The organism is Priestia sp. AB (assembly GCF_028369225.1).
GTDB lineage: Bacteria > Bacillota > Bacilli > Bacillales > Bacillaceae_H > Priestia > Priestia megaterium.
In genome coordinates this window covers 267,958-285,333 of sequence record NZ_JAQMYN010000002.1, presented here as the reverse complement: position 1 = coordinate 285,333, position 17,376 = coordinate 267,958, and the positions used below count along the sequence as shown (strand labels likewise).

Sequence of the window (17,376 nt, the reverse complement as noted above, 5' to 3'; positions counted from 1 at the left end):
CGTGCTGGAAAAACAGGAGTATAAGCAAATTCCTGATGAGTGGTTTGTGCCAAAGAAAAAGAAGAAATCTGAAGCTGAAGCAGTTGTAAGGCCGAGTCTTTCTTATTGGCATGATGCTTGGCGCAGGCTTGTAAAAAATAAGTTGGCCATGCTGGGTCTCTTTTTTTTAGTCATTCTCGTTGTGATGGCTATATTCGGTCCTATGTTTTCACCCTACAGTGTAACGAAAGCTTCTTTTACAGAGCAAAATCTTCCTCCTTCAGCTAGTCATTGGTTTGGAACGGATGACTTAGGCAGAGATATGTACACCCGGACATGGTACGGGGCTAGAATCTCTTTATTTGTAGGATTGATGGCAGCGCTTATTGATTTTATCATCGGTGTCATTTACGGGGGATTCTCAGGCTACAAAGGCGGAAAAACAGATAATGTCATGATGCGCGTAATTGAAATTTTATATGGTCTTCCTTATTTATTAGTGGTGATTTTACTAATGGTAGTCATGGGCCCCGGGCTTTCTACGATTATTGTGGCACTTTCCGTTACAGGTTGGATCGGGATGGCGAGAATTGTACGGGGGCAAGTATTGCAAATAAAAAACTATGAATACGTGCTTGCATCCAAAACGTTTGGAACAAAAACTAGTCGTATCATTAAGCGAAACCTGCTTCCAAATACGATGGGACCGATTATCGTTCAAATGACACTAACCGTACCAACTGCCATTTTTGCTGAAGCTTTTTTAAGCTTTTTAGGGCTGGGTGTACAGGCTCCTTATGCCAGCTGGGGAGTAATGGCAAACGATGGTTTATCAACGATTCTATCAGGCTATTGGTGGCGTTTGTTTTTTCCCGCTTTTTTTATTTCTCTTACCATGTTTGCTTTTAATGTCCTTGGAGACGGACTGCAAGATGCACTTGATCCGAAATTAAGGAGGTAAGCAAATGGAAAAAATGCTCCAAATCAAAAACTTACACGTACAGTTTTCAACTTACGGAGGGCGAGTTCAAGCTGTAAGAGGCGTTAGTTTTGATTTACATAAAGGAGAAACACTAGCGATTGTCGGAGAGTCAGGGTGCGGAAAAAGCGTAACATCTCAAAGTATTATGAGGTTAATTCCGACACCTCCGGGCAGGATCACAAGCGGATCTATTTTATTTAAAGGCCAGGATTTAACGAAACTATCAGAAAAAAAAATGCGAGACATTCGAGGCGCTGATATTTCGATGATTTTTCAGGATCCCATGACTGCGCTTAATCCAACTCTTCGCGTAGGTGAGCAAATTGCAGAAAATATTATGCAACATGAAAACATTTCAAAAGAAAAAGCCAAAGAAAAAGCATTTGAAACGCTGGAGCTAGTCGGAATTCCAAATCCTAAAGAACGCCTAAAGCAATATCCTCATGAATTTAGCGGGGGAATGAGACAGCGTATTGTCATTGCAATGGCTCTTGTATGCAATCCCGAAGTGCTAATTGCTGATGAACCTACCACAGCTCTTGACGTCACGATACAAGCGCAGATTTTAGAATTGTTTAAGGACATTCAGCAGAAAACGGATGTCTCTATTGTTTTAATTACCCATGATTTAGGTGTAGTTGCTCAGGTAGCTGACCGTGTTGCCGTAATGTATGCAGGAAAGATTGTAGAGATTGGAACAAGAAGAGACATCTTTTATACGCCGCAGCATCCGTATACAAAAGGATTGCTGCGTTCAGTTCCTCGGTTAGATTTATACGAAAGTGAACTTGTGCCTATTGCAGGATCACCTCCCGATTTATTTGCACCTCCATCCGGATGTTCGTTCGCACCTCGCTGTCCTTACGTAATGGAAGTATGTGACCGCATGTATCCTGCGTCGACAAAGCTGAAAGAAAGTCACCAAGTGCACTGCTGGCTTCAAGATGAGAGAGCCCAAAAATTTGTAACAACTATAAGCTAGATTTATAGATGAATAGAGAACTTATGAAAGAGGGGGAAATGATGAAAAAAATAGGGTCTTTACTAATGATGTGTGTACTTATATTTGCACTTGCTGCCTGTACGGCCACAAAAGATTCAGGCGCGGAGCCAGAAAAGAAAAGCAGTACAGCAAAAGAAGACGGTAAGGTCCTTTATATGAATAATGGCGCAGAACCTACGTCTTTTGATCCACCTATTGGATTTGATTCATATTCATGGAATATGCTTAATAACTTAATGGAAGGGCTGACTCGTTTAGGAAAAAGCGATGAGCCTGAAGGAGCAATGGCCGAGAAATGGGATATCTCTGAGGACAAAAAGGTCTATACGTTTCATTTACGAAAAGATGCTAAATGGTCAAATGGAGATGACGTGAAAGCAAGTGATTTCGTATTTGCTTGGAAGAGGCTGTTAGATCCTAAGACGGGTTCACCAGCGGCATTTTTAGGTTATTTCATCCAAGGTGGAGAAGAATTTAATACGGGTAAAGGTAGTGCCGATCAAGTAGGGGTAAAAGCGCTAGATGACAAAACCTTTGAAGTTACGCTTAAAAGCCCTCAAGCCTATTTCTTAAGCGTAGTTTCCAATCCAGCGTTCTTCCCAATTAATGAAAAAGTAGCAACAAAAAATCCGAAATGGTTTGCAGAAGCAGATTCGTTTGTTGCGAATGGTCCCTTCAAATTAACTCAATGGAAGCATAACAGTAATCTAGTCATGGAAAGAAACGATCAATATTGGGATGCTGAAAATGTAAAGCTCGACAAGGTAAAATGGGCAATTGTTGAAAATACAAACACAGAATATCAAATGTATCAAAATGGAGAACTAGATGTTTCTGAAATTCCATCGGATTTAAGTGAAAAGCTGCTGAAAGATGGAGATGTTCATATCGAAGACCAAGCGGGAACTTACTTCTATCGCTTTAATTTAGATAAAGAGCCCTTTCAAAACAAAAATATCCGTAAAGCATTTGCAATGGCTGTAGATCAAGATCAAATTGTTAATTTTGTTACAAAGAATAAAGAAAAACCAGCTCGTGGGTTCGTATCTTACGGATTTAAAGATGCAGATGGAAAGGATTTCCGTAAAACGGGCGGCGATTTATTAAAAACAGATGGCAAAGAAGCAAAAGCACTTCTGAAAAAAGGAATGAAAGAAGAAGGATATAAAAAGCTGCCAGCTATTACGCTAACATACAGTACAGACGATACGCATAAAAAAATAGCAGAAGCACTGCAGCAAATGTTCAAAGAAAATCTAGGCGTAGATGTGAAGCTTGCCAATATGGAATGGAATGTTTTCCAAGAAGAACAAAAAGCGTTAAAGTTTCAGCTGTCACGAAGTTCATTTTTAGCTGATTATGCAGATCCAATTAACTTTTTAGAGAGCTTCCAGACGGGTCATTCAATGAACCGTACAGCTTGGAGCAATAAAGAATATGATGAGTTAATTAAACAAGCTATGAACGAAACTGATAATAAAAAACGTTTTGAGCTTATGTATAAAGCAGAAGGTATTTTATTTGATGAGATGCCGATCATTCCTATCCATTTCTACAACTATGTGTTTTTAATCAAAGATAACGTATCTGGAATTGTTCGTCATCCTGTTGGCTATTTAGATTTGAAGTGGGCAGATAAACAGTAAAGTGGAACTTTTCGTCAGAGGGGATTTCAATTCCCTTCTGACCCAAGTTTCACTTTCTTCATTTCTTTACACAAAAGGAGTGTGACAGATGATAAAACCAAAACCATTACAAAAAGGTGATACAGTAGCTGTTATTGCGCCTGCTAGTCCGCCTAATCAGCACAATCTAAAAAAAGGAATAGAATATTTAAAGGGAATAGGATTAAACGTAGTAACAGGCGCACATTTATATAAAAAAAACGGGTACTTGGCAGGGACTGATGAACAGAGAGCAGCCGATATACATGCGATGTTTGCCAATAAGGAAGTAAAGGCAATTATTTGTGCATGCGGAGGGTACGGGACTGCTAGGCTTGCCTCGCAATTAAACTACGATTTAATCAAGCGAAACCCAAAGATTTTTTGGGGATATAGCGATATTACGTTTTTACATACGGCTATTCATCAGCGCACAGGTTTGGTTACCTTTCACGGGCCAATGCTTTCGTCGGATATCGGAAAAGAAGATGTTCATATAGAGACGAAGCAAGCTTTTTATCAATTATTTTCTCACCGTTCTTTTTGCTATACGGATCAAATTAGTTCGCTCGACACTATTTGTGAAGGAGAAGCAACTGGTCAGCTGATAGGAGGAAATCTTACTTTGCTGGTAAGCACGCTTGGTACACCATTTGAACTAGATACGAAAAATAAAATTTTATTTATTGAAGATATTGATGAAGAGCCATATGAAATTGACCGCATGATGACACAGCTGTATATGGCCAATAAACTACAGGATGCAGCGGGAATTATTATCGGAGATTTTCATAACTGCTATCCTAAAAAACGTACAGAGTCGCTTTCATTGGAAGAGGCATTAACAAGTTACCTAACTTCTTTAAAAAAGCCTGTTATGAGAGGGTTTTGCATCGGACATTGCTCTCCTCAAACACCTGTGGCGATTGGAAGTTATGCCACGATGTCGACGTATGAACGAATGGTGGAATTTGAATCCGGTATTACATTACCAAAAGATAAAGTCGAACGCTGAAGGTTAAACCTGCGGGGAGGAGAAATAAGTGATGGATAAAAAAACGTATTACGTTTGTGTGGCTGTGGCGACTGTGTGGACTTCCTATGACTCTTGCAGAGAAATAGATGACAATGCAACAAGTGTCCCAGTAAAACTAGATAAATGGCTAGAACAATTAACGTATACACGTCGGTTGGAGCTTTGTGAGAAAAATTTAGTTCAAACGCAGCTGTTACTAGGAGAAGAAGTATACGTAACGGAACGGAAAGGTAAATGGGCAAAAATCGTTATTCCTTCTCAGTTTTCTTCTAAAGATGAAAGAGGATATCCCGGGTGGGTTCCTTCCCACCAACTGATTTCCCAAGCTGAATATTCTCCATTGAATAAACCAACGGCAGTGGTAACAGCAGCGATTGCGACACTGCAGCTAGCGGAAGAAGCCTTACAAATTAGTTATCAAACGCAGCTGCCTCTTTTAAAAGAAGATAAAGAATGGCTAGAGGTTCAAACGCCGGTTGGCAGTGGGAAAATAAAACGTCAAGATGCTGTTGTAATAGAGGATAGAAACCGTAAAGCAACAAAAGGAACTGGAGGTATGATTATTGCAGCAGGAGAACAGTTTTTGAATCTTCCATATTTATGGGGTGGCATGAGTGCTTGGGGATATGATTGTTCCGGGTTTGCCTATGCTACTCATAAAGCAAACGGCTATCTTATTCCAAGAGATGCCACCGATCAAGCAAGGCGAGGCAAAGAAGTAGGATTAGACTCTATTCAACCTGGAGATTTGCTGTTTTTCGCTCATGAAAAAGGTGAAGGTTCTATCCACCATGTTGGTATTTGGTATGGTAACGGAAAAATGCTTCATTCACCTAAAACGGGTAAAACCGTCGAAATCATTGAATTAAAAGGAACGCTTTATGAAGAAGAGCTGTGCGCAGCCCGGCGCTATTATTAGGAGGTGGCAGTTATGACAACAAAGCATTTGTTAGAAGTAAAGCAGCTGAGCAAGTATTTTTCGATTACGAATAAGCAGGTTTTAAAAGCAGTAGACGGCGTGTCTTTTCATATTTCAAAAGGAGAAACCTTTGGACTTGTTGGTGAATCCGGCTGCGGAAAATCAACTGCCGGGCGAACAATCATTGGGTTGTATAACCGTACATCGGGAGAGGTGCTTTATAAAGGAAAAAACGTGCATGAGCTATCAGAGAAAGAGAAATTTGCTTTTCATCGTAATATGCAAATGATTTTTCAAGATCCATATGCTTCACTAAACCCTCGTTCTACCGTAAAGGAGATTATCTCAGAACCAATGGAGGTTCACGGACTTTATTCGAATAAAAAAGAAATGCTGAACCGGGTGTATGAGCTGCTAGAAGACGTAGGGCTAAATCGTGATCATGCCAATCGCTATCCTCATGAGTTCAGCGGCGGGCAGCGCCAGCGCATAGGAATTGCGAGAGCTTTAGCGTTAAATCCAGAATGCATTATTGCAGACGAACCTATTTCTGCTTTAGATGTATCTGTACAGGCTCAAGTAGTTAATTTATTAAAGAAACTCCAAAAAGAAAAAGGATTAACTTATTTATTTATTGCACATGACTTGTCGATGGTAAAGCATATAAGCAGTCGTATTGGAGTTATGTATTTAGGGCATTTAGTAGAATTAACAACAAGTGCGGAGCTGTACCAAAAACCGCTTCACCCGTACACTCAAGCTCTACTGTCAGCTATTCCTATTCCTGATCCTGACGTTGAGGATAATCGGAAGCGAATTGTTCTTAAAGGAGAATTGCCAAGTCCAATGAACCCGCCCTCGGGCTGCGTGTTTAATACGCGCTGTCCTCTTGCAGTAGCAGCCTGTAAGACTCAAAAGCCAGAGTGGCAGGAAGTTGAAGACAATCACTTTGTAGCCTGTCACTTATATAATCAAAAGATAATGAGTAACAACTATATTGAAACAGCTGCGACAAAATGATGGAAAAAGCGAGAATGAAAATCGAAGATGCAGTTACTACGTGGAAGCGGAGTAATAATGGACTTATACGTATTCATATTGAAGGAAAAGAATCCATACGGATTAATTCTTTTATCCAACAACGAGCAGCAAGTACAATCAAACTGCTGCTTGCAATAGAAGCGTTTCGTCAAATTGATGCGGGCATCTTGGCTTTAACATCTGCCATTCAAAGAATGGAAAAAAACACGGTTGGCGGAGCAGGCGTACTTAAAGCTCTTCCGCAGTTAACACATATTAAAGTGGAAGAGCTGCTTACCCTTATGATAATTGTTTCTGACAACACAGCTACTAATGAGCTCATTTTTTTAGTAGGATTTGAAAAAATTAACGAATGTGCTAAAAATCTAGGATTAAAGAAAACCGTTTTAAACCGCTATATGATGGACGAAATCGCTGTTGAAAAAGGGATTGATAATTATACGTGTGCCTCTGATGTAGTAAAGTGTCTAAGGGAAATATATGAAGGAAACCTTTTGCAAAAATCTAGTCGCGAAAAAATAATGAGAATGTTAGAAATGCAGCAGTTTCAGCATAAGCTTCCAGCACGTATAGGATCAGCGTTTCAAGCTGCGAATAAGACTGGAGAACTACAGGGAGCAGAACATGATAGTGCTATTCTCATGCGAGGTAACGAAACGTATTATGCCGTTGTTTTGATAGATGGACTAAGTGACAATGAACAGGGAAGGAGATTAATTGCTGATATTGGATATCTTCTGTCATCTAACATCTAAAAATCTCTTGACCATATACTTCAATAAGCGGGATTAGTTTGCTCCCTTTTATTTAATGTCTTCTATCAAAGAAAAACGCACATTTACTAATAATAAATGCTTGTCTTCTCAGATTTTGGCGAGACCGTTGTTTGCTGCGCTGGATTTGTGCTAGTAATAGATAAACATGTTCTTTTTCATAAAATTTTATGAAAAAATAATGATAAATCATTCATCCTATACCAACTTATTCATATTTTTTATATAATAGAATAATAGTATATATTTTAAACGAATAGTGAATGTCTATGCAAAGCAGCAAGGAGCATGAAATTATTCGATTCATAAATGGTGGTGTATGTATGGCAAACGAACATGTAATGATAGATATTATAAAAGCATTTAAACGCAATTCAACTGAATCCATTGCCATGGATTTAATTAAGGAAGTGCGAGGGACATTTAGTCCATTACCTAAATATATAGCGGATTTAATTGATGAGCTGAGAAAATTAAATTTAAAAGACGAAGTGATCAGTGTAATCTTGTATCAATCTGTATATGTGGCAGATCATCAATTTAATATTAAAGATACCATTACCAATCGTCAGTTTGTAAAAGATACGATTGAAATGGGCAGAAGATGGGTGCATCAGTACGGCCGAATTGAAACAGTAGAAGAAGCAATTCATATTGCAGAGCAAGTGTCTACAAAAGAGGACTTGCCTCATCATTTGCAAACAGCAACAATTGACGAAAAAATTACGCTTGAGGTGCAGCTTGATCATCAAACGTATGAAATGTTAAAAAATATAGCGGTTTATTATGATCATCATTCCTATGAACAGTCAATGACTGTAGCAATTAATCGTTTATATACGCAGCTGCGCGATGCACAATCAAAAAATAGTTAAATGTCAAATCTCACATGTTTCGTGCACCATGTGAGATTTTTTAAGATGTGAAAGAAGCGCAGATGAAAATGTCTTGCTCCATCATTCACCAAAAGGAGGGAGAACATAGATGAGGATATATTTATCTCCTCTTCAAAAAAAAGATGCTTCTAAAGTTTTTGAATATTGGTCGGATGAAGAGGTTACTAGATATATGAATATTGAGCCCTTTACGACGCTTTATCAAGCGGAAAGCATGATTGCACTTCTCCAAAGTTTGACGAAAGAAGGGAAAGCAACACGCTATGCTATTCGATTAAAGACTTCCGATGAGATCATTGGAACCTGCGGTCTAAACCGTATTGATTATGTTAAAAAGCAAGCAGAGATTGGGTATGATTTAGGCAGACCTTTTTGGAAAAAGGGCCTCATGACAGAAGCGCTCTGCCTTTTGCTAGAAAAAGCTTTTGAAGAGTTTCATATACAAGAAATTGAAGCAAAAGTTGATCCTAATAATAAAGATTCAATTACTCTTTTAAAAAAATTTTCGTTTCAACTAGAAGAGGCGTATGAGTCAGATGATTGTACTTGTTTATACACCGTCAACAAGGAAAAAGTGAGCGTGATATTGTCAGGACGTTCAAAAGGTAAGAAGTAAATCGAGCATAAGTTCTTTTGAAATAGTAAATATTTTTAGGCCTTAACCGATAACAAAGAAAAGAACGAATTGAAGGAAGGTCATGAATGAATCATCATACACATTTACTAGAAGGGACGTACAATGAGTTACTCGTTACACTCTCTTTCCTTATCGCTATTACTGCGGCGTACGCTTCTTTTGGGTTAGCTAATCGTGTAAAAATTTCCCGGGCAAAATTTATTCAGTTTTGGTTAATCAGCGGGGCATTTACATTGGGGATAGGCATTTGGTCAATGCATTTTATCGCCATGCTTGCTTTTCACCTGCCCGTAGATGTTTCATATAATTTATGGTTTGTTCTTCTCTCAATCTTGGGAGCAATAACGGGATGTTATATAGGCCTCTACCTCATTCACAAACAAAAGAAAAGTATAAAAGCACTTATCACTGCAGGGAGCTTTATGGGAGCGGGAATTGTTTTTATGCACTATTTGGGCATGATGGCTATGGAGCCAATTATGATTTCATATGATTCATTTATCGTTTTTCTCTCTATTCTTATTGCTGTTGCTGCTTCTAATACAGCTTTGTGGCTTGGTTTTTATTCAAAGCTAAATGAAGGGAAGCTTACCGTTTTTGCTAAGGTTATTTGTTCTACTATTATGGGCATTGCTATTGCAGGTATGCACTATACGGGCATGCAGGCAGCTTCTTTTTCAGGAATGTCAATGTTTGAACACTCAAACGGTTTTGCTTTAAATCCAATATATTTATCCGTCGTTATTGTTTTTTTTATTGTCTGCCTATTTACGGCTGTGTTTTTAACCATTTTTATGGATCGACGCGTACAAAAACAAGAAGTTTTAAAATGGGCTTTTTTTGAATCCGCCTTAGATGCTATTTTGGTGATCGATGAAAAAAGACATGTTTTATCGCTCAATTATGCAGCGGAAACGCTTTTCTCTCTTAAAGCATCAGATGTAATCGGGAGTAATGTTGTTAAGCTGCTGCCCTTCTATGAGTCTTCTTCTCTACAAGATGGACGAACTGAGCACTCCCTTTTGATAAGTAATAGAGAAGTTACGGTTGAGATAACGGTGATGGCGGTAGGAATTGAAGAGACGGTTGAGTATATGCTGTATATCCGCAATATGACGCAAGAGCGCGAAGCGGAAAAAACGTTGATTGAAGCAAAAAATCGCTATGAAAACTTGTTTTACTCCTCTCCATTGGCAATTATGGTCCATCGAGAAGAAGAGGTCGTGTCTGTGAATGATGCTATGATTCAGCTTTTAGGAGTAACGGAAGACCAGCTCGTTGGTAAATCGTTATATGATTTCTTTTCATCTGAACAAGTTCCTGATATTAAAAAAGGATTGAAGGCAGTAAAGGATAGAAAAGATGAGCCAAGATCTCCATTAGCTCAGTTGAAAATGTTTAATGCGTTAGGTAAGGAACTCTTCTTAGAAGTAAAATCTACGCTCATTCAAATTAATGGAGAGACGCTTTTTCAGACAGTAACTAGAGATGTAACGGAACAGAAAAAAGCTCAAGAATCGCTTCAATATATGGCTTTTCACGATATGCTAACAGATTTACCAAATCGAAGTATGTTTTCAAGCATTGTAGAGAAATCCATTGATTCAGCAGCTGCTTCAGGAAAAAAGCTTCATTTCTTATTTTTAGACCTAGATCGTTTCAAACAGGTAAATGACACGCTTGGTCATCATGCTGGAGATCAGCTTATGCTTCAGGTTGTTGATCGAATGAAGAGCTGCATAAGAAACCAAGATGTGCTTTCGCGTTTTGGAGGAGATGAGTTTTTAGTTTTACTGCATGATAGGACTGATGAAGAAGTGAAAAAAATCTGTCAATCATTAAATGAATGCTTATCCACTCCTTTTGTAGTGCTATCGAGAGATGTTTATTTAGGGGTAAGCATCGGAGTTAGTTTATTTCCTAAAGATGGAAAAATGCTTGAAGTGCTAGTTCGCCATGCTGATTTAGCGATGTACGAAGTCAAAAAACAAGGGCGTAATCATTATCTGTTTTATCAAAAAGAAATGCAGGTTCATACTACGCGACGAATGAGAATTGAAGATGGGTTACGCAAGGCTTTTGAGCTGGGCGAAATGGAGCTTCACTATCAGCCGAAAGTCAATATTCAAAGTGGCCATATTGTTGGAGTGGAGGCTTTAATCCGGTGGACTCATGCCGAGATGGGCGTCATTTCTCCTGCAGAATTTATTCCGATTGCTGAAGAAACAGGCGTTATTGTTACACTGACGAAATGGGTATTAAAAAAAGCGTGCCATCAAAATAAGTATTGGCAGCTTCAAGGACTTCCTCCCTTAAAAATGAGTGTGAACATATCAAGTGTGGATTTTGGGACAACTGATTTTGTTGATTATGTGTTAGGTGTCTTGCGTGAAGTAGAGTTAGAATCACGATATTTAGAACTTGAAATTACAGAAAGTGTAACGATGAAGCATGTTGAGCAAACAATCGAAAAGCTACAAATCTTAAAAGATGCAGGAGTATTTATTTCGATTGATGATTTTGGCTCAGGATACTCCTCGTTCAGCTATATTCAGAAGCTGCCTATTCATACGCTGAAAATTGACCGGTCTTTTATTAAAGATTTAGATCCTAATACAACGGAAGTATCGATTGTCAGAGCCATTATTACACTAGCCAAAAGTTTGCAGCTATCCGTCGTAGCAGAAGGTGTAGAAGAAGTTGAACAAGTAGAACTTCTTCATAAAGAAAAATGTGATGAAGTGCAGGGATACTATTTCTCCAAACCGATTTCAGCGGAGGAATTTTATGAGAAATTTCATAAAATCGAAGAAAAAATGGAATTTGTTCATTAATGTAAAAAGCCGTTCTTATTTAAAAGAACGGCTTTTTACATTTAAGGTCAGAGCTAACAGTTTATACAATACATAGATTCCAAGGTATGCACCGGTTAATAAAAAAGCTGAATTTAAAAAGATTGCATGAATGCTCGTCATAAAAACAGTATGGTTTTTTAAGATACGATAGATAGAAGCAGCAGCTATATTTCCAAATACTAGCGCTGAAAGAAGGGCTAACGTATTAAAAACTAGCTCTGCTCCTTTCCATTTGAGTGAGAAAAAGAGCATGATAATAGGAATAATAATACTTCCAGAAACTAGCAGAAAAATCAATGGACCATCTCCAATACGTTATCTTATTACAGTTACATAAGATAATGTTTTTGCTTATTTTTAGATAGTCTTCCCTTTTTATAGTCTGTTAAGCTTTTTTCTTCCATTTTTTACTTATATAAAAAAGTAAGATGATGGATAAAACCATTAAAATGATTTTGCCTTGCATAGATCCTTGTGAAATATGATAAACCGAATAAACTTCAATAAAAAGCGCTGGAATTTTTCCAAGTGCGCTAGCAGAAATGAATACCGCAAAGGAGCCTTTTCCTATAGCGCTGAAGAATGTAATGAGGCCTGATGGAACAAAGGGAAGTAAACGCAAAGAAAGAATCAATATAAAACTCTCTTTCCCTTGTACGCGCAGCAGCTTCAGCGACTTGGAGTGAGAAGGTGTTTTTGTATGAACAAGTGTACGGAAACCTTTTCGATACAGCCAAAAAGAGAGAGCTGCACCTAAAACTTCTCCAATAAAAGAAAGCAAAAATCCGTTCCAAAAACCAAATAATTTTACGTTTACGAACGTAAGGGGCGCACTTGGAAATACGCCCGTAATGCTAATAAGGATGTTCAAGAGAATGCTGATAAACCCAGCTGATTCTAAATGTTCAAGCAGAAATGTTTGAAGATAGTCAGTCATGGTTATACTCCCATTTATGTTTTACTTGTAGGGCTATTTTAGATGATTTTCTACTATTATATAATTTTTGGCATGAAATAAGTAGGTAAGCAGTTTATAAAAAGCGAAACAGGGTAACTACTTACTAATGAAAGATGATTTACTGATTTGAAGGGATGGACAACTCATGTTGAAATTTTTGCTTGTTATTGTAGTTGTATTATTAATTATTATGATTTTTAAACGCTTTATCCGAAAATGAAAATGCTAACTAAGCAGCTCGTGGGATCTTTCTCACGAGCTCTTTTGTGGAGCTATTCAGTAGCTCAACAATACACTTTTTACCTGTGATGAATATCACTGCAGCTAGGGAAATGAAGGGGTAAGATAGAAATGGGAGGGAGGTATATGGAATTATTATTCTATCTCAGCACTTATTTATCAGGGGGAGCTATCGCATTATGGCTAATTAATGCAGCATTTAATGGATTATTAAAATAACAGAGGGAGAGAAAATGAACGATTCTAAAGGTATATTTAACGATAAAGAAAGAAAGCTTGCTCGCTATTTGGAGACGTACACAACTGAGCAGATTTTAACTGAAGCAGGCATGTCTTCGTCTGCTGCGCTATATGAGTTGAAAAAAATAAGATTACCGCGGGCGGTTGCTAATACGATTGTTTATTACGTACTGGCAACAAATAATCAAAAGCTGGTTATGTACAAACTGCTCATGTTAGCTGGCGTTTGTAAAAAGCTTGGCATTCAAGATGCACAGGCAGCCCTCACTTTTATCAAAAAATATTACGTTTGTCATCAGCATTTACACTAGAAAGTACATTTGTCTGAGGGGGAAAAGAGATGAATATTGTCCAGTTTAAGCAGCGTTCATCTGCAAAAAATGATCAAGGCAGAGAACAGCCGTTTCAATGTTTCATTGAGGGAGATCGATTTCAGTTAGATTTGTATATGACATATTTATTTCATCGCTGCCATCCTAGCAGGTATAGATATAACCGTGCTAACAGAAAGGGTAGGATGTAATGATAAGATACCAGTGGTAGCGGCTTCATTTTTCCTGATGGAATAATGAAGCCGTTTGTTGTGTTAGAAAGAATGATTTACTATGATGTAGTTAATGATAAAAGAAAAAGGAAGGGAAGGAACGTAATGGATTTACATAAGTGGGAATATTGGATTTCAAAGCTCGGGCTTCAGCCTCATCCAGAAGGAGGGTTTTATAAACAAACCTATCGCTCCAATGATGAAATTTCTGATAAAGAAGTGTCATCGCAGTTTGATGATAAACGCTTTCTATACACGAGTATTTACTTTTTATTAAGGTCTCAAGATGTATCGCATTTCCACCGGCTGCAATCAGATGAACTATGGTACTATCATGGGGGAAGTCCTTTAACCATTCATATTATTTACCGCGACGGAACCTATCAAGAAGTAAAACTAGGTACAAACTTAGAAAATGGAGAAGTTCCTCAATTTTTAGTTCCAAGAGATACGATTTTTGGTTCCTCTGTGGCAAATGAGAATACGTTTTCTCTCGTTGGATGCATGGTCGCACCAGGTTTTGATTTCCGTGACTTTGAATTATTCACAAAACAGCAGCTGCTTGATGAATTCCCCGAGCATGTTGTGATCATCGACAAATTAGGGTACGATAAATTGCCAAATGATTGAAAAGCATGCATCTCGGTTTGATGCATGCTTTTTTCATTTGAACCAGCCTTTTTCCTTAAAGCGAGTAATGGCTTCAATGCGGTTCTTTACTTCAAGTTTGTCTAGAATGGTAGAAATATAATTGCGCACCGTTCCAGTCTTAATAGATAGTTCGTCAGCAATTTCTTTTGTGTTTTTTCCATCAGCTACTAGAGCTAATACTTCTTTCTCTCTAGCTGTAAGAGGACTGGTAGATTCACTATATAAGTCATCCACTAATTCTGGAGCATAGAGGCGTCTGCCTGCCATCACGCTTCGAATGGAATTTGCGAGTTCTTCACTCGGACTATCTTTTAGCAAGTATCCGCTTACGCCGGCTTTCAAAGCTCTTTGAAAATAGCCGGAGCGAGCGAATGTTGTCAAAATGATGACTTTGCAGTTTAAATCTTTCAGTTCCTCTGCAGCTTCAAGCCCAGTTTTAAGAGGCATCTCGATATCCATTACGCATATATCTGGCTGGTGCTGCTTAGCAAGTGATACGGCTTGTTCCCCATTTGAAGCTTTTCCGACAACTTCCATGTCATCCTCTAAATTTAACAAAGAGCCTAAAGCCCCTAACATCATTTGCTGATCTTCGGCAATGACAATTCGAATCATAATTGTTCCTCCTTAATATGTTTAACGATGTTTGGAACTGTAATATGAATAATCGTCCCCCCTTGACTGGAGATATCAAGATGGCCGTTTACAAACTCCAGCCGTTCTTTCATTCCTAAAAGACCGTTTCCTTTCCAGCAGGTTTTCTTCGTATTGATACCAATTCCATTGTCCTCTACCGTTATGCCTACTTCTTTTGCAGACTGATGTAAAGTAATCGTGCAAACGGTGGCTTGACTATGTTTGACCACATTGGTTACTGCTTCTTTTAAGCACATGCTAAGAATATTTTCAATGAGCAACGATACATTCTCTAATGAAATGGCCTCTTCTCCTACAAACTTAATTTCGGCAGCTTCTAAAAGCTCTTGAACGCGTTTTAGTTCTTCACTAAGGCGGATTCCACGCATTTGAGAAACCATGTTTCTCACTTCATTAAGAGCCGTGCGCGCTGTTTGCTGGACATCTTTTAATTCTGATTTTGCTTTTTCAGGATCTTTTGTAATAAGTTTTCTTGCTAAATCACTTTTTAGACCGATAAGAGACAGCTTTTGTCCTAACGTATCGTGCAGATCGCGAGCTATCCGCTGGCGTTCTTCCTGTTTTACAAGCTCAGAAATACGTTTATTTGCATCTTCAAGCTGTTCTTCCAGACGGTCTCGCTTCTTCCGATTATAAATGCTAAATGGCAGTACAATCACACTGATGGAAATTACAAAAATGAAAGGCAGCTGTTTTAAAAAGATCTCCTCTTGCATAACAACGTTAAAGTTTACAGAAATAACGGTGCTAATTAAATGAACAGCATACAAAGTGAAGAAAGCGAGTCGTTTTTGGATATTTCCAATAAAATAAGCGATAAAAAAAGCAAAGTAAAAGGCAAAGTAAATATAATTGAAAATAGTTGTCAGGGCTAAGGAAATAACGATTAACAAAGCCGTCCATACGTAAACGGACTTGCCTGTTGAAACAAACGCAAAACGATAGAAAATAAAAAATAAGATGGTGAGTAACGAACCAACAATAATGTGATTCATGGATGAAGACTGTAAAATAAAATAAAATGGTAGAATGACAAATACCGTCCATATGTAAGGAGATAGCCCAGTGATTTTTTGGAAAAACGTATATTTTTTCATAAAGAACCTCGTTTACTTGTTAAAATACACTATTAGTTTACCACAAAGTAGAACGAAATAAGTTTAGAGAGATAGATAAAACAGTCAAGCTTTTGAAAGCTTGACTGTTTTGTTTTATTTTATTAAAGTTCTGCTTTTGTTTGAGATGAAATTCTGCTTGCTTTTGGTGTAGCTGAGCGTGTTTTTATTTCTTTAAAGCTCACAAACATTTTGTTTTCTTCATCCCATAGACGGAATCGAAGAGAGCGAAGACTTGTTGCGAGTGTAATGGTTGGTACATTTTGAAGAGGCTGTGTGTGTTGATGAACAGCTTCAAGCTTATAGTTGGGCACTCTTGGGCTTAAATGATGTACATGGTGAAACCCAATATTGCCTGTTAGCCATTGCAATAGTTTTGGAAGCTTGTAAAATGAACTTCCTTCAACGGCTGCTTTTACATAATCCCAGTGCTCATCTTCTTCAAAATAAGAATCTTCAAACTGATGCTGTACATAAAACAGCCAAATTCCAATTGAACCTGAAATGAAGAAAATCGGTCCTTGAATTAATAGGAACGCCTGCCAACCTACCAACCAGCAGGTCGCTGCTGCTAATGCAACGATCAATACATTTGTAAGATACGTATTCATTCTTTCTTGTTTCTTCGCATTTTTTTGATTGAATCGGTTTGTAATCAAAAATACATATATAGGTCCCACGCCGAACATAATGAACGGATTGCGATAGATACGGTAAGCGATTTTTTTCCAAATAGAAGCTTCTTTATATTCTGTTACGGTTAACACCCAAATGTCACCCGTACCTCTTTTATCTAAGTTGCTGCTTGTTGCATGGTGAATTGCATGGCTATGTCCCCATTGACTGTAAGGGAACATCGTTAAGACACCGGTAATGGTTCCGAGAATTTTATTGTGTTGTCTACTCTTAAAGAAAGAGTAGTGACAACAGTCATGAAAAATAATGAATATTCTTACTAAAAATCCTGCTGCGATAACAGTTAGCGGAAATGCTAAAAAATAAGAAATTGAAAGGCTCTCATAAGCGAGAAACCACAGTGTGAAAAAAGGTAAAAAAGTATTAATCAATTGTCTTATGCTGTCTTTCATTACTGCTTTTTCAAAAGGTGCAACTTGTTTTCGTAAATTTTTTTGTTTTTGTATAGTCATATGAAATTCCTTTCATCACCGTATATTACCCTCAGTAT

The 17,376-nt window shown here is 38.0% G+C and carries 18 protein-coding genes; 13 read left to right on the top strand and 5 right to left on the bottom strand.

The window, feature by feature from the left end:
• The first annotated feature begins 1 nt into the window (after nucleotide 1).
• From POF52_RS07675 to POF52_RS07630, 10 genes are all read left to right on the top strand, one after another.
• Entirely contained in the window at nucleotides 2–940 is a 939-nt protein-coding gene (locus POF52_RS07675) for an ABC transporter permease (protein ID WP_013056183.1), read from the top strand.
• A gap of 4 nt (nucleotides 941–944) precedes the next feature.
• Nucleotides 945–1,943 (top strand): ABC transporter ATP-binding protein, encoded by a 999-nt coding sequence (locus POF52_RS07670; protein ID WP_034653340.1) that lies wholly within the window; start codon nucleotides 945–947, stop codon nucleotides 1,941–1,943.
• A 23-nt stretch (nucleotides 1,944–1,966) separates the two neighbouring features.
• Nucleotides 1,967–3,610, top strand: coding sequence for a peptide ABC transporter substrate-binding protein (locus POF52_RS07665; RefSeq protein ID WP_016763509.1), 1,644 nt, complete (start codon nucleotides 1,967–1,969; stop codon nucleotides 3,608–3,610).
• Between the two features lie 88 nt (nucleotides 3,611–3,698).
• Nucleotides 3,699–4,643: a S66 peptidase family protein gene (locus POF52_RS07660; RefSeq protein ID WP_034653337.1), complete on the top strand. Its 945-nt coding sequence runs from the start codon at nucleotides 3,699–3,701 to the stop codon at nucleotides 4,641–4,643.
• A gap of 31 nt (nucleotides 4,644–4,674) precedes the next feature.
• Nucleotides 4,675–5,583, top strand: coding sequence for a C40 family peptidase (locus POF52_RS07655; protein ID WP_216874211.1), 909 nt, complete (start codon nucleotides 4,675–4,677; stop codon nucleotides 5,581–5,583).
• Between the two features lie 12 nt (nucleotides 5,584–5,595).
• Nucleotides 5,596–6,603, top strand: a complete 1,008-nt coding sequence (locus POF52_RS07650) for an ABC transporter ATP-binding protein (RefSeq protein WP_016763512.1) — start codon at nucleotides 5,596–5,598, stop codon at nucleotides 6,601–6,603.
• A gap of 14 nt (nucleotides 6,604–6,617) precedes the next feature.
• Nucleotides 6,618–7,379, top strand: coding sequence for a serine hydrolase (locus POF52_RS07645; RefSeq protein ID WP_271991574.1), 762 nt, complete (start codon nucleotides 6,618–6,620; stop codon nucleotides 7,377–7,379).
• Between the two features lie 341 nt (nucleotides 7,380–7,720).
• On the top strand, nucleotides 7,721–8,272 hold the full coding sequence (locus POF52_RS07640) for a hypothetical protein (protein WP_013056190.1): 552 nt from the start codon (nucleotides 7,721–7,723) through the stop codon (nucleotides 8,270–8,272).
• Between the two features lie 109 nt (nucleotides 8,273–8,381).
• Nucleotides 8,382–8,909: a GNAT family N-acetyltransferase gene (locus tag POF52_RS07635; RefSeq protein ID WP_034653330.1), complete on the top strand. Its 528-nt coding sequence runs from the start codon at nucleotides 8,382–8,384 to the stop codon at nucleotides 8,907–8,909.
• An 86-nt stretch (nucleotides 8,910–8,995) separates the two neighbouring features.
• Complete coding sequence (locus POF52_RS07630) at nucleotides 8,996–11,764, top strand: bifunctional diguanylate cyclase/phosphodiesterase (protein ID WP_271991569.1); 2,769 nt, start codon at nucleotides 8,996–8,998, stop codon at nucleotides 11,762–11,764.
• A 15-nt stretch (nucleotides 11,765–11,779) separates the two neighbouring features.
• On the opposite strand, the gene POF52_RS07625 is transcribed toward POF52_RS07630, so the two are convergent.
• Complete coding sequence (locus POF52_RS07625) at nucleotides 11,780–12,082, bottom strand: hypothetical protein (protein WP_013056193.1); 303 nt, start codon at nucleotides 12,080–12,082, stop codon at nucleotides 11,780–11,782.
• Nucleotides 12,083–12,170: 88 nt separating this feature from the next.
• The gene (locus POF52_RS07620) at nucleotides 12,171–12,722 is read right to left on the bottom strand and encodes a TVP38/TMEM64 family protein (RefSeq protein ID WP_176583819.1); all 552 of its coding nucleotides are present in this window, start codon (nucleotides 12,720–12,722) and stop codon (nucleotides 12,171–12,173) included.
• Nucleotides 12,723–13,216: 494 nt separating this feature from the next.
• Between POF52_RS07620 and POF52_RS07615 the strand changes: the two genes are divergently transcribed.
• The 3 genes from POF52_RS07615 (at nucleotide 13,217) to POF52_RS07605 (ending at nucleotide 14,397) form a co-directional block, all read left to right on the top strand.
• Nucleotides 13,217–13,534 carry a hypothetical protein gene (locus POF52_RS07615; RefSeq protein WP_013056195.1) on the top strand — a complete coding sequence of 106 codons (318 nt, stop codon included), beginning with the start codon at nucleotides 13,217–13,219 and terminating at the stop codon, nucleotides 13,532–13,534.
• A 29-nt stretch (nucleotides 13,535–13,563) separates the two neighbouring features.
• Nucleotides 13,564–13,746, top strand: coding sequence for a hypothetical protein (locus POF52_RS07610; RefSeq protein WP_074678268.1), 183 nt, complete (start codon nucleotides 13,564–13,566; stop codon nucleotides 13,744–13,746).
• A 126-nt stretch (nucleotides 13,747–13,872) separates the two neighbouring features.
• Nucleotides 13,873–14,397, top strand: coding sequence for a cupin domain-containing protein (locus POF52_RS07605; RefSeq protein ID WP_074678266.1), 525 nt, complete (start codon nucleotides 13,873–13,875; stop codon nucleotides 14,395–14,397).
• Between the two features lie 33 nt (nucleotides 14,398–14,430).
• On the opposite strand, the gene POF52_RS07600 is transcribed toward POF52_RS07605, so the two are convergent.
• From POF52_RS07600 to POF52_RS07590, 3 genes are all read right to left on the bottom strand, one after another.
• On the bottom strand, nucleotides 14,431–15,033 hold the full coding sequence (locus POF52_RS07600) for a response regulator transcription factor (protein ID WP_013056197.1): 603 nt from the start codon (nucleotides 15,031–15,033) through the stop codon (nucleotides 14,431–14,433).
• Nucleotides 15,030–16,172: a sensor histidine kinase gene (locus tag POF52_RS07595; RefSeq protein ID WP_016763521.1), complete on the bottom strand. Its 1,143-nt coding sequence runs from the start codon at nucleotides 16,170–16,172 to the stop codon at nucleotides 15,030–15,032. Before POF52_RS07595 ends, POF52_RS07600 begins: the two co-directional genes overlap by 4 nt.
• Nucleotides 16,173–16,294: 122 nt before the next feature.
• Nucleotides 16,295–17,338 (bottom strand): fatty acid desaturase, encoded by a 1,044-nt coding sequence (locus tag POF52_RS07590; protein ID WP_074678264.1) that lies wholly within the window; start codon nucleotides 17,336–17,338, stop codon nucleotides 16,295–16,297.
• Between the last annotated feature and the right edge of the window lie 38 nt (nucleotides 17,339–17,376).

What these genes read in the sequence shown, in the direction of transcription:
- POF52_RS07615 (WP_013056195.1), top strand. Translation starts at nt 13,217, where the DNA reads ATGAACGATTCTAAAGGTATATTTAACGATAAAGAAAGAAAGCTTGCT.
- POF52_RS07600 (WP_013056197.1), bottom strand. Translation starts at nt 15,033, where the DNA reads ATGATTCGAATTGTCATTGCCGAAGATCAGCAAATGATGTTAGGGGCT.
- POF52_RS07595 (WP_016763521.1), bottom strand. Translation starts at nt 16,172, where the DNA reads ATGAAAAAATATACGTTTTTCCAAAAAATCACTGGGCTATCTCCTTAC.
- POF52_RS07670 (WP_034653340.1), top strand. Translation starts at nt 945, where the DNA reads ATGGAAAAAATGCTCCAAATCAAAAACTTACACGTACAGTTTTCAACT.
- POF52_RS07620 (WP_176583819.1), bottom strand. Translation starts at nt 12,722, where the DNA reads ATGACTGACTATCTTCAAACATTTCTGCTTGAACATTTAGAATCAGCT.
- POF52_RS07640 (WP_013056190.1), top strand. Translation starts at nt 7,721, where the DNA reads ATGGCAAACGAACATGTAATGATAGATATTATAAAAGCATTTAAACGC.
- POF52_RS07665 (WP_016763509.1), top strand. Translation starts at nt 1,967, where the DNA reads ATGAAAGAGGGGGAAATGATGAAAAAAATAGGGTCTTTACTAATGATG.
- POF52_RS07630 (WP_271991569.1), top strand. Translation starts at nt 8,996, where the DNA reads ATGAATCATCATACACATTTACTAGAAGGGACGTACAATGAGTTACTC.
- POF52_RS07610 (WP_074678268.1), top strand. Translation starts at nt 13,564, where the DNA reads ATGAATATTGTCCAGTTTAAGCAGCGTTCATCTGCAAAAAATGATCAA.
- POF52_RS07655 (WP_216874211.1), top strand. Translation starts at nt 4,675, where the DNA reads ATGGATAAAAAAACGTATTACGTTTGTGTGGCTGTGGCGACTGTGTGG.
- POF52_RS07650 (WP_016763512.1), top strand. Translation starts at nt 5,596, where the DNA reads ATGACAACAAAGCATTTGTTAGAAGTAAAGCAGCTGAGCAAGTATTTT.
- POF52_RS07635 (WP_034653330.1), top strand. Translation starts at nt 8,382, where the DNA reads ATGAGGATATATTTATCTCCTCTTCAAAAAAAAGATGCTTCTAAAGTT.
- POF52_RS07605 (WP_074678266.1), top strand. Translation starts at nt 13,873, where the DNA reads ATGGATTTACATAAGTGGGAATATTGGATTTCAAAGCTCGGGCTTCAG.
- POF52_RS07590 (WP_074678264.1), bottom strand. Translation starts at nt 17,338, where the DNA reads ATGACTATACAAAAACAAAAAAATTTACGAAAACAAGTTGCACCTTTT.
- POF52_RS07645 (WP_271991574.1), top strand. Translation starts at nt 6,618, where the DNA reads ATGAAAATCGAAGATGCAGTTACTACGTGGAAGCGGAGTAATAATGGA.
- POF52_RS07660 (WP_034653337.1), top strand. Translation starts at nt 3,699, where the DNA reads ATGATAAAACCAAAACCATTACAAAAAGGTGATACAGTAGCTGTTATT.